This is a genomic window from Nitrospira calida (genome assembly GCF_976986435.1).
The window spans coordinates 218582-232736 of record NZ_OZ335950.1; the positions used below are offsets into that span (position 1 = coordinate 218582).

The following is a 14155-nucleotide window of genomic DNA, read 5'->3' on the forward strand; positions in this document are numbered from 1 at the left end:
CTCGCCTATCGCCGGGCACCCGACGCTCTGGAGGATGCCACAAATGCCCCTCTTGCCTTTGGCTTTCTTCCTAGCCACGTGACCAGGATGGCCTTTTGCATGTGTAGGCGGTTTTCGGCCTGATCCAAGACGACGGATCGCGGACCATCCAAGACCTCAGCCGTGATTTCTTCACCTCGGTGCGCCGGCAGACAATGCATGACAATGGCGTCAGGCTTGGCCCGCCGCAGGAGCCGCTCGTTCAGTTGGTAAGGAGTGAGGGCTTTCAGGCGCCGAGCCTGTTCCCGCTCGCGGCCCATACTGATCCAGACGTCGGTGTAGATTACATCGGCTTCCTTGACCGCCACGACGGGATCTTCGCCGATTTCGATGACGCCGCCGGTTTGCTGCGCCTCCAACCGAGCGACGTCGACGATATGTTGATCAGGCTGATAGCCGGCCGGACAGCCGAGAGCGATCGCCATCCCCATCTTGGCCGCCGCCTCGATGAGGGAATTGGCCACGTTATTGCCGTCGCCGACATAGGCGATCTTGATCCCTCTGAGGCGGCCCTTTTTCTCGCGAATAGTCAGGAGATCTGACAGCGCTTGGCAGGGGTGGCTGAGATCGGTCAGCCCGTTGATGACCGGAATCGTCGCCTCTCTGGCCCACTCCTCGACGGTCGCATGGTCATAGGTCCGGATCACCAAGCCGTCTAGGTATCGTGAAAGTACCCGTGCCGTGTCGGCGATGCTTTCTCCGCGCGAAAGTTGGATGTCAGCCATCGGGAGGACGATCGCCTGCCCTCCTAGTTGATTCATGCCAGCTTCGAACGAGACCCGTGTTCGCGTGGACGGCTTTTGAAACAAGAGCCCAAGCATCTTGCCGGCCAGCAACCGAGGGTTTCTGCCACGACGTTGAGCGCGCTTCAAGTCGGCGGCCAGACGCAGCAAGGCGTCGATGTTCCGTCTGGGAATAGGGCCGACATGCAGCAAGTCTTTCCCGAGCCCCTGGCCGGGCTCTCTGTCCGTCACGCTGGCAGGACGTCCTGCCATAGCGACCTCCTCTCGCGGTTTGTCACGCTCGTTTGTTCAGTATCTGCGACAGCGCGTCCAACAGGCGATCGATTTCGCGCTGGGTGATAATCAGCGGAGGAATGAACCGCAAGATCCGTTCCATCGTGCAGTTGATCAAGAGTCCGCGCGCCAGGCAATCCATCACAATCTGTTGGCCGTCGATCGCGAGTTCCATCCCCTGGAGCAAGCCAAGACCGCGTACCTCTTTGACGACGCGATGGCGATCTTTGCACTCCGCCAAGCCCTTGGCCAGGTAATCTCCCATCCGGCGGGCATGGTCTAAAATCCGCCCTTCGAGCAAGACCCGTAGCACGGCCAACCCGGCGGCGCAAGCCAGCGGATTGCCGCCGAAGGTGGACGCATGGGTCCCGGGCGTAAAGACTTCCGCCACTTGGGCCCTTGCAAGGCAGGCCCCGATCGGGACACCGCCGCCCAACCCCTTGGCCAGGGTCATGATGTCTGGCTCGACGCCAAATTGCTCGTACGCAAAGAGGGTACCCGTGCGGCCCATGCCGGTCTGAACCTCATCGAAAATCAACAGGACATCGCGTTGCCGGCACAATTCCCGCAAACCTTTTAAGTAAGTGCGATCTGCGACGTGGACGCCTCCTTCGGCCTGGATCGGTTCCAGCATGACAGCAGCCGTTTTGGCGGTAATGGCTTTTTCCGCCTCCGCCAGATCGTTGAACGCCACATAGCTGAACCCCGGCACGAGCGGGTCGAAGCCTTTTTGCACTTTTTCCTGTCCCGTCGCCGTGAGTGTTGCAAGGGTCCGGCCATGAAACGAATTCCGCATCGTAATAATGTCATGGCGACCCGGCCCGTACTTCTCGAATGAGTAGCGCCTGGCCAACTTGATGGCGGCTTCGTTGGCTTCCGCTCCGCTGTTGCAGAAGAACACTTTGTCGGCGAATGAATGGTCAACTAACGCCTGAGCCAATTTGACTTGTGGCTCCGTGTAATACAGATTGGAAGCATGGAGTAGATGCTGGGCCTGCTTTTGGATAGCCAAGGTCAAGTCCGGATGCGCATGTCCCAGGACATTCACTGCGATTCCGGCAACAAAATCGATGTATTCCCTGCCTTCCATATCGTAGACGCGGCTACCCCGACCGCGTACGATCGAGATAGGCTGCCGTGCATAGGTCGCCATCAGATAGCGTTCCGCGTCTTGTTGCAGCTCCTCTGTCGGCATCGGGCACCATCCTTTATGAATTGGCGGACACTAACACACCGATCGAGTGAAAGCAATATCAAACTCGACGACCGAGTCTTCTATCCCTTTCTGAACATTGAGAAATTTCATCGACACGTGATGTGAGCGAAGCTCCGCGAATGTGATAAGCTCGGCCCATGCGATCCTGTGAAACCTGTCGCCAGGTCAATCCAGACGACGCCCGCTTTTGTCAGCAATGCGGGACCGCACTTTCCCCTTCCCAGACGACTCCCCCTGTCTGGGATGAAGCGCAGCTCTGGCGGAAGTTCATCGGACCCAATGCCGATCGCTATCTAGAAACGTTCAAGAAATTTTCCGGCGCGTCAGGCCCCCGTTTTGCTTTCACTTGGAATTGGCCGGCGTTTCTCTTCGAGCCCTTCCTCTGGTTTCTGTACCGCAAGATGTACCTGTATGCGTTGGTCTATGCAGTCGGCCCAGTCGCGGCGTTTTATTTCACGCAGGATCTGTCGGCAGATTTGGTCTGGCGGATCATGGCAGGAGCCAGCGCGAACTATATCTATTACTGGCACATCAAGGAGCAGTTGGCAAAGCTCAAAACACTGCCGAACCTGGATGCGTCCAACCGGGACCGGGTCTTGAGCGATTCGGGAGGAGTTCAGCCTTATGTGGTGTGGGTTGGAGTCGGGTTGTTCGCTTTGAAGGTGGCGCTCCTCATCGCTATTCTGCGAGAGGGGCCGCCCAGTCCCAGCGGGACCGCCCCTCCGCGCACTCAGCCAGGCCCCACTCGCACGAAGGTGTGATGAGTTGCGGGACCTTTCCGTTCGTTACGCGGGCGCCAACGGGGCGCGGGTACGTTGCCACGTGATCCAGGCCTGGAACCACTCGAAATCGTGGCCGTACGCGGCTCCCCCTGAGTCGGCCGCAGCTTGTTTCTGCTCTAATTGGGTGTAGGTCCGCGGCCAGTTCTTCTGCCACCAAGATTTCAGCTCCTCCGCACCGTACAATTGGCCGTTTGGCTGGGCGATACCTGCTGCCGCGCAGACCTCAGCCACGAGCGGCCAGTATCGATCCTTGCCCAAACCCAGCGTCTTGAAATGTTCGCGCAAGAGAAAGACCACCCATAGTTCCGCGCTGTTCTTCTTATTGTGTTTGAACGGTTGGGTCTGCCGGAGTGGAACCGGATCGAAGTTTTTGATGACCGACGTGTAATCAGGCCCGCCATAGCTGCCGGCCACCTCGGCGATGCCTTCCAGCATCCGGGCGAGTTCCACTTCCACCACTGGCGCGGTCCCTTGGGATTTCTTGCCGGAGTCGGCGGAGATGGTCAGCGGATTGGGAGCCGTCAGCAATTCGATTAAAGGTTTCAATTCCCTCAACCGTTCGACCGCTCGTTTGAGGATTTGCTCGGATTCCAGCCAATAATCCTGATCGTTTTTCGACATACGTTCTCGTCCCGGTGGTGGAAGCACGGGCGGAATCCAATACCGGATCAAGACGAACAACAGGTAGTCGATGTTCCCGCCCACCCACCTGATTCGCTCTAACAATCGACCAGGACCGAGCGCGTGTGCAAAGAACTGCTCTGCGCGTTCGCCGACACCAAGGTTTCGCGCCATGTCGATCCACCAGCGCTCGAGCTCCCGCCAGGATCGATCTTGAGGATCGGCAACGGAGACCATGACCCACTGCCCATAGAAAAAGAACTATCACGACAGCCGGCATGGTACTGACTGCACAGAGCGATTGCAAGAAGCTCCCGACAATCAGAGTTTCACGGTTCGAGGCTTGACTTGGAGCGGCGATCGCGTATCCTGGGGCTGAGGGAAGCAAACCATCTTGACCGGAGGGAGGATTGGAATGGGCAGGCTGGTGCTGCTGCGTCACGGCGAATCGCAATGGAATCGAGAAAACCGATTCACGGGCTGGGTCGATGTCCCCCTCTCGGCAAAGGGTGAAGAAGAGGCCCGGTCTGCGGGCAAGAAGCTAATCGGATATCGCTTCGATCGGGCCTTTACGTCGGTGTTGACCAGAGCCATCGAGACGCTGCGGATCGTTTTGGAGGTAATCGGGCAGTCCCACATTCCGATCGAAAAAGATCAGGCCTTGAATGAGCGCATGTATGGCGAGTTGCAGGGGCTGAACAAGACCGAAACAGCGAAGAAATACGGCGAACAACAGGTCAAGTTGTGGCGTCGGAGTTACGACATCCGTCCTCCCGGCGGAGAAAGTCTTAAAGATACGGCTGAGCGCGTGCTCCCCTATTACGAATCTCGCATCAAACCCCATCTCCTGGCAGGCGAAACGGTCCTGATCGTCGCCCACGGCAACAGTCTACGCGCCCTGGTGATGCACCTCGATCGCCTGACGCCAGACCAGGTCCTTGAGCTCAACATTCCGACCGGTGCCCCCTTGCTTTACGAATTCGGCGCTGAGGGAACGGTCACGGTGCGTCGGTATCTCTGACCTTGACGGCTCGGCTTCGGCTCCGCTGTCTCGGCTGGTCCGTCGCGATCGTGAGCGCGCTTCCTCCCGTTCGCACAAACCGATCGTGTCGCCCCGATATTTCGGCGATGGGAGCAGAATTCGCTTGGATAACCTCATGCATGAGCGGGTTTCGGACCCGATTGACGATCATACCAGCCTCGGCCCTGTCGGCTTTATCACGAAGTCGGCGGAAGCTTGTCCCGTAGAGATCGTCATGATAAAGTCCGCACGGCTGTTGTTCCGAAAAGGAAAGCGAAATGAGTGGAGTGTGCGCCAGATTCTTAAGGGGGATGATCTTCTCAGGTACGCTGGCGGCCGCGTTGGCTTTGCCGCTCCTGGATCTCGCATGGGCGGGTGAGAATCGCTGGGGATTCGGTACGGACCTCGGTTTTTGGAGCGGAACTACCGATGGGACGGTTTTCGCGCTAGGATTCAATCTTGACTATTACTTGGATCGCTCGTTCTCCTTCGGTCCCATGATGGTGTTGGCGCCGACGGGAGATCTGACGCAGATCGCGTTCGCCGGTGTTGCCAAGTACCATGTGCGCCTCAACAATGACGTTAACCTCGTGCCGTTTGCGGGGATCGGTTTAGTGCACGCGGATCTGGATCGTGGAACGGGTCCGAACCGCATCGATCGCAACGATACCAGCCACTTCATTCCGCTCGGCCTTTCCGCCGAATTCCAGGCCACCCGAAACATTGCGCTGGCCACGACGCTGATGGTCAACCTGCATCACATCACCCTCTCTCCCCCGGTTCCCACCGACAACACCAGCGTGGCCGTGATGTTCGGAATCCGGTTTGGGCCTTAGACGGTCGGAGCCCGTCGCGTTGTAAGCCCTGGAACTGCGCTGAAAGTTGGGGCTTCCTTATCCTGCCGGACAGTCACCCAGTGTCCGGGTGCACATAGGTTCGACCAGCCGATCCGCATGTCACGAAACCGGGGCCTTAAGACAGGGTCGGATGAGGGACGGAAGTCTCATTCGACCTCCCACGCAACCGGTTTTCTCGGTGAGAGTGGAAGAAGGAGCTTGCCGCTGCCAGGGCTATGCGACGCGGGCCGGTCGCCACCGCAGCCCGATGTTCAGAACATCTTGAAGCAGATCGGGATAGGAGAGGTTGGCCCGCTGAGCGGACTCGGCGAAGTCTTCGTCTTCGGCGATTTGCGGATTTGGATTGGCTTCTAGAACATAGACGCGACCTTCCATATCAAGCCGGAGATCAATCCGTGCATAACCGCTCAGTCCGAGGGCGCGATAGACCCGCTTGGCCAGATGCTGAATCTGCTCCGTCATGCCCTCGGGAAGGTCCTTGGCTTCGCATGACCTGATGCCGTATTTCTCTTGGTATTTCCGGTTCCACTTCACCCGCTCGGTGGCAATGCGGCGCGCCTCATCCGGCATCTTGTCCATCAGCAACTCCCACACTGGAAGCACATGGAGATGGGAATTCCCCAGTACACCGACATAGAGTTCCCGCCCCTCGATGTATCGCTCGACGATGGCGCCTGTGCCGACGCTGTGATGAATGAACATCACGCGTTCCCGCAACTTGTCGTCGTCTTCGACGATGGACGCCTGCGAAATCCCGAGTGACGCCTCCTCAGAGACCGACTTGACAATCAACGGGAAGGGGAGCCATTCGGGACGTTTCACTGAGCGGCCCAAGGGGACGACGATGAACTCGGGGAATGGAATCCGGTGAAACGACAGGACCTTCTTCGACAATGCCTTGTCGCGCGCCAACATCAGCCCACGAGGATTGCAGCCGGTGTATGGAACACGGAGCAGCTCGAGATAGGACACGACGTTTTGGTCATACACCGCCACGCCGTCAAATTCCTCCAGCAAATTGAAGGCGATGTGTGGTTTCCACTCCTCGACCGCGCTCCGAATGACGCCCAAGTTGCTCTTCACGCCGAGCGGACGGACTTCGTGGCCCATCTTCCTGAGCGTCGAGACCACGTCGTACTCCGTTTTCCACTCTACCGTTTTCAGATCATGGCCGGTGGTATGCGCCGGTGGAACGAGGTCTTCGTGCATCAGGACCAGAACACGGAGTTTTCTCATAGCGCTACCCGATGCCGACCGCTGTGCAGATAGTTCATCGTTTGCACAGTCAGCAGCACCGTAAAGTCGAGTTTCGCCTGGTCTTCCGGAACAGCGAGCCGGAGATTGAGTTCGCGGCATCGGGTGATCATGCTCTCAAGCACCTGATCGATGGTGTATTGATACTCGCCCGTCCAGCCGGCGACTTTGCGACGGACTTCTTTGCGGATCCGGCTGAGAAAAGCGGCCGCGGTCTTGTTTCCGGCGAAGGCGGCGGAATCTGAGAACAGTCGACGAAGGTCGGCATCGTAAAAATTCGGGCGTTCCACGCCGTAGCGCTTGCGCTTCTGCCCGTAATGCTCCCGCAGGGTCTTGCTGAGACTGGAAAGCGGATCGATCTCCTGCCTGGACGACACCTTCGGCGGGACATCGGCCAGTTCCCGCATGAGCTGATCCATGTATTTCAGTTTCTTCAGCGCGGGCCACCCGCGGTAGCGGTCACGCCACATTGATTCGGGGTCCAGCCAAACCGCGAAAGTTTCGGCGAAGTCTTCGTCCGGATGGCTTTGCGCGTACCAAATGTCCAGATGCAGCACAAAGCTGCGGCTATAAGGTTTGGGGGTGTAATAATCGGGATAGGGCTGCGAAGACTTCCCGAACAGTTGCTGCCGCCGCCGCCGGCGGCGAAGCAGGTGTGCGTTTTCAATGGCATGCCCGGTTTCGTGGCGCAAAATGCGCATGCACCATTCGGTCGTGCCTCCCTCCACCTCCAGCATTTGACTGAGTTCGAGTCGAGCGAGCCGCGGGTGCGCGAGATAGAATGGGATGGCGATCCCGGGAATTCCGTCCGGGGTGAACCATTCATCGGACAGCCAAAAGTGTGGCCGGAAGACCAATCGTCTGGAGGCAAGTTCTGAATACAACCGAGCAATCTGTTCAGAAAGGAACCCTCCCTCGAGATCCAGCCGGAGATCGCACAGTTTCAGATCCAGAAGCATGTCGTCCGACCAAGCCGCCCAAGGCTGATCGTCCGCTGCGATGGAGAGGATTCCCACCTCGTCTGTGCCGTGCTGCGTCACGGGGTCCGACCTCTTTCGTCTTGGCAAAAAACGCTGCGCTCGCTGTTTCGGCCTTTGCGCTGCATCGCGGTCCTCGTCCTTGACGCGCACAGGGCGGCGTAGGACCCTGTTCGTCCGGAGCGGATAAGCCCTACAAAATATAGCACTTGAACAGTTCCTTTCCTGTTGAGGCGGATATGTTCTCTCCACAATGTTATCCTGCGCCAAGTTAAGGGGCTTGTGGAAGGCGGCAAAGGCTAACACTCCGGATATTCGCGATTTCTCACCAACGGCGGATCGCCTTGCGGTATCGAAAAATGCCGGAGGCGTCGGCGTGAACGTTTCCGATACGGTGATCAGCTTGATTTTTTAGCAGAGGGGGAACGTCGCAGAGATGTTTGAAACCTGGAACCGGTGGGTGGAATGGAAATGATGGGGGGAGGTCGGATGGAAATAAATAATAATTATGGGAATAAGGCTGTCCAGCGGGCTACAAACAGAAGGGGCCGGGGGCACCTGCCCCCCGGCCCCTTCGCTGATGCAGCCTGGCGCCGTGGTTACAGCCAGTTCACGCGCTCGGCCGGGCGGATGTAGATCGGCTCCTCCACCTGCTGCCGCACGACCTCCTTGCCCGACTTGTTGAAGCCCAGCACGGTGTCGTTGTACATCTCGAACCGCTTGCCGTGGATCTGGGTCTCAAACACCTTCGGGCCCGGAATGACGTCGTAGCGGAAGATGATCTGCTGGCTGGCCCGCCACAGTTGCAGCACCGCCAACAGTTCCCGGCTCGGCACCAGGTACTTCTCGATCGCGTTGTCCACCCCTGGCCCGAACATCTGCCGCGCGTAGCCCCGCGGGCTGTGCCGCGGCGGGATGTAGTAGCCGTTGGGCTCGGTGCCCCACTGCGGGTACAGGGGCAGGGCCACCTGCTCCACGCGGATGGCGAAATACAAGGGGTGCCAGCGGTCCTCCGCCCACAGGCCGTCCTCGCCGATGCGCACCAGGCTCTGCAGGCGGATCTTGCCCACGCAGGCCGCCATGCAGCGGGTCTCCATCGGCTCGCCACCCGTCAGCGGGTCCTTGCCCTCGATGCGCGGATAGCAGGCGATGCACTTCTCACTCACCCGCGTCGTGCCCCGGTACATCGGCTTCTTGTAGGGGCACTGCTCCACGCACTTCTTGTAGCCCCGGCAGCGGTTCTGGTCGATCAACACGATGCCGTCCTCCGGCCGCTTGTAGATGGCCTTGCGCGGGCAGGCCGCCAAACAGCCCGGATACGTGCAGTGGTTGCAGATCCGCTGCAGGTAGAAGAAGAAGGTCTCATGCTCCGGCAGGCTGCTGCCGGTCAGCTTCCACGGTTCGTCCCGCGAGAACCCCGACTTGTCGATGCCTTCCACGATGGCCCGCATCGAGGTGGCCGTGTCCTCATAGATGTTGACGAACCGCCACTCCTGGTCCGTCGGGATGTAACCGATGGCCGCCTGGCCCACCTTGGCCCCGGCGTCGAAGATCGTCATCCCTTCGAACACCCCGTAGGGCGCATGGTGCTTGCGGCCCACCCGCACGTTCCACACCTGGCCCCCCGGGTTGACCTGCTCGATCAGTTGCGTGATCTTCACGTCGTAGAACTGGGGATACCCGCCGTAGGGCTTGGTCTCCACGTTGTTCCACCACATGTACTCCTGCCCCTTGCTGAACAGCCAGGTGCTCTTGTCCGCCATCGAGCAGGTCTGGCACGCCAGACAGCGATTGATGTTGAACACAAAGGCAAACTGCCACTTCGGATGCCGCTCCTCGTAGGGATAGAGCATCTTGCGGCCCAGTTGCCAGTTATAGACTTCCGGCATGGTGTCCTCCGTTTTCCGTGATCCGTCCTCCGCCACCCAGTCCCGGCTCCGGGGTCCCGTCCCCTTGCGGGCGACGGGGCCCGGAACTCGGGTCATGGGCCTACACCTTGATCTTGATATGCTCCCCCTTGAGCCACTTGATCATGAACTCGTTCTCCTGGCCCGGGGTGAAGCCCGTGCGCACCGGCTCCCACGGCCCCCGGCCGCCGATGCCGCCGTCCTCCGCCTTGGTGATGCGGATGAGGCACTCCTTCGGCGTCGTGTTGACCGCATGGTGATCGATCGCATAGCCCCACTTGAACTTCCAGGCGATGGCATGCTTGCCCGGCAGGCTGTCCGTCTGGTGCATCGGCATCAGCCACGACCGGGTGAACGACTGCTGGGCGCCGTAGCGGAAGTTCGACTGATAGCCGGTATCCACCGCGATCGCCCGGCCGTCCGGCCGCGTCTCGTGCCCCTTCACCGACTTCGCCGTCGCCACGTACGGCGCGTGTTTCGCCATCGTCACGTGGTATTGGAAGGCCGGGTTGTACTTGCAGCGGATCATCAAGCGGGCGACCTTGTAGTAGGGATCCGAGGGCTTCCAGCCGCGATAGGGCCGGTCCACCGGGTTGCCGTCCACGTACACGTAGTCGCCGTCGTTGATACCGCGGTCCTTGGCCGCCTGCGGGTTGATGTGCAGCTGGTGCTCGCCGACCCCCGGCGTCCGCTTGTCCATGCGGTAGGGATCGCCGAAGTTCGACTCGTACATCTGCACCCAGTCGTTGACCGACCACTGGCTGTGCACCCGATGCCGGGTCTTGGGGGTGACGCAGTAGAACTGATACCCCTTCTCCCACAACGGGTTGGCATGCCGCTTGATCTCCTGCCAGGGGAGCCGCAGGTTGCGGACATGCTTGTCGTCATGGTGCTGGGCGGTGATCGGAATGCCGTAGTCGTCCGGCCGGATGAACGGGTTGGACGACATGATGGCATTGGGCAGATAGGGCGTGGCCTCGGTGCCTTCGCGGTGCACGACGAAGTTTTCGCCGTACTCGATGGCCTCCGGCTCCACCCGGTAGGTTTCGATCCGCCCGCAGCGGGTCCACTGGGGCTTCGACTCGTTCGTCTCCTCCCACAGCGGATGCCGTGGATAGGTGCGCCCCATCACCATCCAGCCCTTCTCCGACTTCAGCATCACGTCCGCGTTGTAGCCATAGGCTGTGGCGCTGGCATCCAAGGTGCGTTGCACGTAGACATCCACGCGGTTCATGTAGACGAAGTGGAAGACCTGGCGCATCCGTGGATCGCCGGTCATCTCCGTCAGCTTCGCCGCCACGCCCGCAAACGTGTCCGCGTCGTTGCGCGTGTCGTACAGCGGCCGGATCCCCCCCTTCCAGATCTGGAACCAGGGGTTGCTCACCGTGGCTGTCATCTCCGGATAGGTGAACTCCATCCAACTGTTACACGCAAACGCCACGTCCGCATGGTTCACGTCGGAGGTCATCTCGATGTCCTGGGTCACGATCATCTCGATGTTCGGATCGACGTTCTTGACCATGTCGTAGTGGTGCTTGGAGTTGTTCAGAATGTTCACGTTGGTGACCCACCGTACCTTCGAGGGGCTGGGCATGTGGGTCTTGCCGGTGAACACCTTGCGGCCGTACTTGGGCGTGTTGACGATCAAGGCCGTGTCGCCATGGTTCCAGTAGCCGACTTCCTCGCCATAGTAATACGACTTGGTCTTGATCTCCTTGCCGTGGGCGTTGGGGTCGAGGGTCTGATTGAAGGGGTCCTCGCCCGTATGCACCGCCAACCCGGCGCCGGACCAGGGCGTGGCGTTCCAGATGCCCGCCTTGTAGTTGCCCGACCAGGTGTGGCAGCCCGCCCCGAACTTGCCGATGTTGCCTGTCAGGGTCAGCACCAGCGCCGCCGCGCGGCCCATCTCCGTGCAGTGGAAGTAGTGACAGACGCCTTCGCCGTTGTGCATGGCCGCCGGCTTCACCGTCCCGCTGTCCCGCGCCCACCGCACGATCAGGTCCTTGGGCGACCGGCTGATCTGATGGGTGGTGTCCAGGTCGTAGTCCTGGAGGTGCACCAAGTACATCTGGTAGATCGGCATCACGTCCACTTCGCGGCCGTTGAGCAGCTTCACCCGGTAGGTGCCGGTGAGGGCCGCGTCAATGCCGCTGTTGAAATAGTGCCAGCCGACCTGCTCCCGGTGCAGGGGGACCGCCTGGTTCTTGTTCAGATCCCACACCATGAAGCCGCCGAGCCGCTCGATCTGCTCCGGCTTGAGCGACTGCACCCGGCCCGAATAGCTCTTGGAGAAGTCCGGGAACTTGTAGTCCGCGATCACGTCCCGCGGGTCGAGGTACTGCAACGTGTCCGTGCGGACCAGCAAGGGCATATCGGTCTGGCTCTTGATATAGTCGATGTCCTGCATGTTCTCATCGAGGATGATCTTGCAGGCGCCCAGGAAGTTCGCCGCGTCGGTCTGCGGCCGGACCGGAATCCAGTAGTCGGCGCGATACGCCGTCGGGTTGTACTCCGGCGTGATCACGACGATCCGGCAACCGCGCTCGATGGATTCCAGCTTCCAGTGGGCTTCCGGCATCTTGTTCTCGACGAAGTTCTTGCCCCAGCTCGTGTTCAGCTTGCTGAAGCGCATATCGCTGAGGTCGACATCGCAGTTCTGGGTCCCGTTCCACCAGGGCTGGCTGGGGTCCTGGTCGCCGTGCCAGGTGTAGTTCGAGTAATACTTGCCCCCCTGCGCCCGGTCCGGCCCCACTTTCCGGATCCAACTATCCACCAGCGGCAATACCCCGCCGTTGAAGCGCGTGTTCATCATCTTGCCGATGATGCCGAGCACTGGCATGCCCGCCCGATGCTTGAAGCAGCGGACCCCCGCGCCCTTCATCATCTCGATCATCTCCGGCGGATAGCCCTGCTCGCGCAGCCGCCGCGCTCCCGCCTCGCCGCTGTAGCGCTGGGCGATCAGGATGACGGCCTTGGCGACATACGTGAAGGCCGTGTCCCAGGACACCCGCAGCATGTCGTCCAGGTAGCGGGCGTCGAACTTGTACTTGCTCTTCACCTGTGGCGTGAGTTCCGGTGCCCCGGCGTCCATCCATTCCTTCCACCCCTTGCGCATCAGGGGCCCTTTCAGCCGATAGGGGCCGTACACCCGCCGGTGGAAGGTATAGCCCTTCAAGCACATCCGAGGGTTATGGGCGAAGGTGCCGCGGTTGCCGTAGAGGTCCTCGTAGGTCTGGTGGTCGTAGTTCTGCTCTACCCGCATGACGACGCCGTTGCGGACGAAGGCGCGCACACGGCAGCCGTGGGTGTCGTTGGGGGAGCAGCACCAGGTGAACGAGGAGTCATAGCGGTACTGGTCGTGGTAGACCCGCTCCCAGGACCGATCGGGATAGTCGCCCAGGGGGTTGCCGACCTCGATGACCGGCTGCAGGGCCGTCAAGGCCAGGACCTTGTCAGCCAGGGCCACCGCGGCGACCGTTCCCGCCGAGACTTTAAGAAATTGCCGTCGTGAAAACTGCATAGCGTGTCCCTCCTGCTTTATGACTTGTTACCAACCCAAATAACCGGTTCCGCCTTCTTCTGCGGAAAATGTCTTTCTCACCCCCTTTCTTTTCCTGATTCTCGTGAAATTTCAGTATTTTCTTGGAAGAAACTTTACGACCGTTACCAATACGCCACACATCTGATGACCAAGGCGTGTGTTGCTAGCTCGCAATATTCAAGCCAGTGAGAAATCATCGCGCCATAATCGCTTAACCTACTGAAAAAACATAGAGATATTGTGGTTAGTGTGAAAATTCAGAGGAACCGAATTTCTGTGGATGTGAAGAAGTCGTAGCGATTGAAAAGATGTGTCAATTTCTACAGAGTGGTTAAAGGCACAACAAATCAAGTGCTTATGGAGTCTTTTATGATGTTACACAGAAGTAACGCTGATGGGATGCGTAACAAGATGAGAAATTTTTTAATCAACGATCGAAAACGCTTCTGAGAAGAATTGATTTGGGTCCAGGCATCGCATTATTTGGAAAAAAATTAGAGGAATGAGTACCTGGCAGGGGCTAGGCTGAATTCATCTGAGCGTGCAGGCCCATTTTTCGACCAGTCTTTATGCTATGCAGCGGATCAGAGTTCAGCCTCCGTCCCTCCTACAGTAAACTCCGCACCGTGTGGAGCTTGACAGGCATGAATGGCCTCTTTAGAATTTCTTTCCCTTTGCCGGAGCGGGAATAGCTCAGTGGTAGAGCATCGCCTTGCCAAGGCGAGGGTCGCGGGTTCAAATCCCGTTTCCCGCTCCAAAGTCAGCCCTCCCCGAGGACTGTTTTCCCAGGGATCTCCCCGGCATCGCTCTCTTCACCGGGATGTCTGCTGTAACCCGGCTGATCAAGAAGCGCTGCAAAATCGGTCGATTTAAGCGAGCCAATCTTCCTTCGCACCGCGCAAGTACAGGCACGAAACGACAGAG

10 protein-coding genes and 1 tRNA gene are annotated in these 14155 nt (G+C 59.3%); 4 read left to right on the forward strand and 7 right to left on the reverse strand.

Translation table 11 applies throughout. The features are described from left to right. Positions 1–5: 5 nt before the first annotated feature. Both argF and ACWHTU_RS01195 read right to left on the reverse strand, forming a co-directional pair. The gene (gene argF, locus ACWHTU_RS01190; RefSeq protein ID WP_447861097.1) at positions 6–1034 is read right to left on the reverse strand and encodes an ornithine carbamoyltransferase; all 1029 of its coding nucleotides are present in this window, start codon (positions 1032–1034) and stop codon (positions 6–8) included. Between the two features lie 22 nt (positions 1035–1056). Beyond that, positions 1057–2250 carry an acetylornithine transaminase gene (locus ACWHTU_RS01195; RefSeq protein WP_447861098.1) on the reverse strand — a complete coding sequence of 398 codons (1194 nt, stop codon included), beginning with the start codon at positions 2248–2250 and terminating at the stop codon, positions 1057–1059. Positions 2251–2408: 158 nt separating this feature from the next. On the opposite strand from ACWHTU_RS01195, the gene ACWHTU_RS01200 reads away from it, so the two are divergent. Next, a complete protein-coding gene (locus ACWHTU_RS01200) occupies positions 2409–3032 on the forward strand; it encodes a DUF2628 domain-containing protein (protein ID WP_447861099.1) in 624 nt (207 codons plus the stop codon). 24 nt (positions 3033–3056) lie between these two features. On the opposite strand, the gene ACWHTU_RS01205 is transcribed toward ACWHTU_RS01200, so the two are convergent. Further along, positions 3057–3911, reverse strand: a complete 855-nt coding sequence (locus ACWHTU_RS01205) for a hypothetical protein (protein ID WP_447861100.1) — start codon at positions 3909–3911, stop codon at positions 3057–3059. A 178-nt stretch (positions 3912–4089) separates the two neighbouring features. Between ACWHTU_RS01205 and ACWHTU_RS01210 the strand changes: the two genes are divergently transcribed. Both ACWHTU_RS01210 and ACWHTU_RS01215 read left to right on the forward strand, forming a co-directional pair. Further along, positions 4090–4695: a 2,3-bisphosphoglycerate-dependent phosphoglycerate mutase gene (locus ACWHTU_RS01210; protein ID WP_447861101.1), complete on the forward strand. Its 606-nt coding sequence runs from the start codon at positions 4090–4092 to the stop codon at positions 4693–4695. A 278-nt stretch (positions 4696–4973) separates the two neighbouring features. Further along, a complete protein-coding gene (locus ACWHTU_RS01215) occupies positions 4974–5531 on the forward strand; it encodes a hypothetical protein (RefSeq protein ID WP_447861102.1) in 558 nt (185 codons plus the stop codon). A 234-nt stretch (positions 5532–5765) separates the two neighbouring features. Here the strand turns inward: ACWHTU_RS01215 and ACWHTU_RS01220 are convergent, their stop codons facing one another. The 4 genes from ACWHTU_RS01220 to ACWHTU_RS01235 form a co-directional block, all read right to left on the reverse strand. Then, the gene (locus ACWHTU_RS01220; RefSeq protein ID WP_447861103.1) at positions 5766–6788 is read right to left on the reverse strand and encodes a D-alanine--D-alanine ligase family protein; all 1023 of its coding nucleotides are present in this window, start codon (positions 6786–6788) and stop codon (positions 5766–5768) included. Continuing rightward, on the reverse strand, positions 6785–7846 hold the full coding sequence (locus tag ACWHTU_RS01225) for a putative zinc-binding metallopeptidase (RefSeq protein ID WP_447861104.1): 1062 nt from the start codon (positions 7844–7846) through the stop codon (positions 6785–6787). The genes ACWHTU_RS01220 and ACWHTU_RS01225 overlap by 4 nt, the downstream gene beginning before the upstream one ends. A gap of 536 nt (positions 7847–8382) precedes the next feature. Further along, positions 8383–9768 (reverse strand): 4Fe-4S dicluster domain-containing protein, encoded by a 1386-nt coding sequence (locus ACWHTU_RS01230; RefSeq protein WP_447861105.1) that lies wholly within the window; start codon positions 9766–9768, stop codon positions 8383–8385. Between the two features lie 4 nt (positions 9769–9772). Then, positions 9773–13210, reverse strand: coding sequence for a molybdopterin-dependent oxidoreductase (locus ACWHTU_RS01235; RefSeq protein ID WP_447861106.1), 3438 nt, complete (start codon positions 13208–13210; stop codon positions 9773–9775). Positions 13211–13913: 703 nt separating this feature from the next. Here ACWHTU_RS01235 and ACWHTU_RS01240 point away from each other — a divergent pair. Then, positions 13914–13988 (forward strand) — tRNA-Gly (locus tag ACWHTU_RS01240). Positions 13989–14155 lie beyond the last annotated feature (167 nt).

Coding starts and splice junctions, on each gene's coding strand:
- argF (WP_447861097.1), bottom strand. CDS start 1,034: ATGGCAGGACGTCCTGCCAGCGTGACGGACAGAGAGCCCGGCCAGGGG.
- ACWHTU_RS01195 (WP_447861098.1), bottom strand. CDS start 2,250: ATGCCGACAGAGGAGCTGCAACAAGACGCGGAACGCTATCTGATGGCG.
- ACWHTU_RS01200 (WP_447861099.1), top strand. CDS start 2,409: ATGCGATCCTGTGAAACCTGTCGCCAGGTCAATCCAGACGACGCCCGC.
- ACWHTU_RS01205 (WP_447861100.1), bottom strand. CDS start 3,911: ATGGTCTCCGTTGCCGATCCTCAAGATCGATCCTGGCGGGAGCTCGAG.
- ACWHTU_RS01210 (WP_447861101.1), top strand. CDS start 4,090: ATGGGCAGGCTGGTGCTGCTGCGTCACGGCGAATCGCAATGGAATCGA.
- ACWHTU_RS01215 (WP_447861102.1), top strand. CDS start 4,974: ATGAGTGGAGTGTGCGCCAGATTCTTAAGGGGGATGATCTTCTCAGGT.
- ACWHTU_RS01220 (WP_447861103.1), bottom strand. CDS start 6,788: ATGAGAAAACTCCGTGTTCTGGTCCTGATGCACGAAGACCTCGTTCCA.
- ACWHTU_RS01230 (WP_447861105.1), bottom strand. CDS start 9,768: ATGACCCGAGTTCCGGGCCCCGTCGCCCGCAAGGGGACGGGACCCCGG.
- ACWHTU_RS01235 (WP_447861106.1), bottom strand. CDS start 13,210: ATGCAGTTTTCACGACGGCAATTTCTTAAAGTCTCGGCGGGAACGGTC.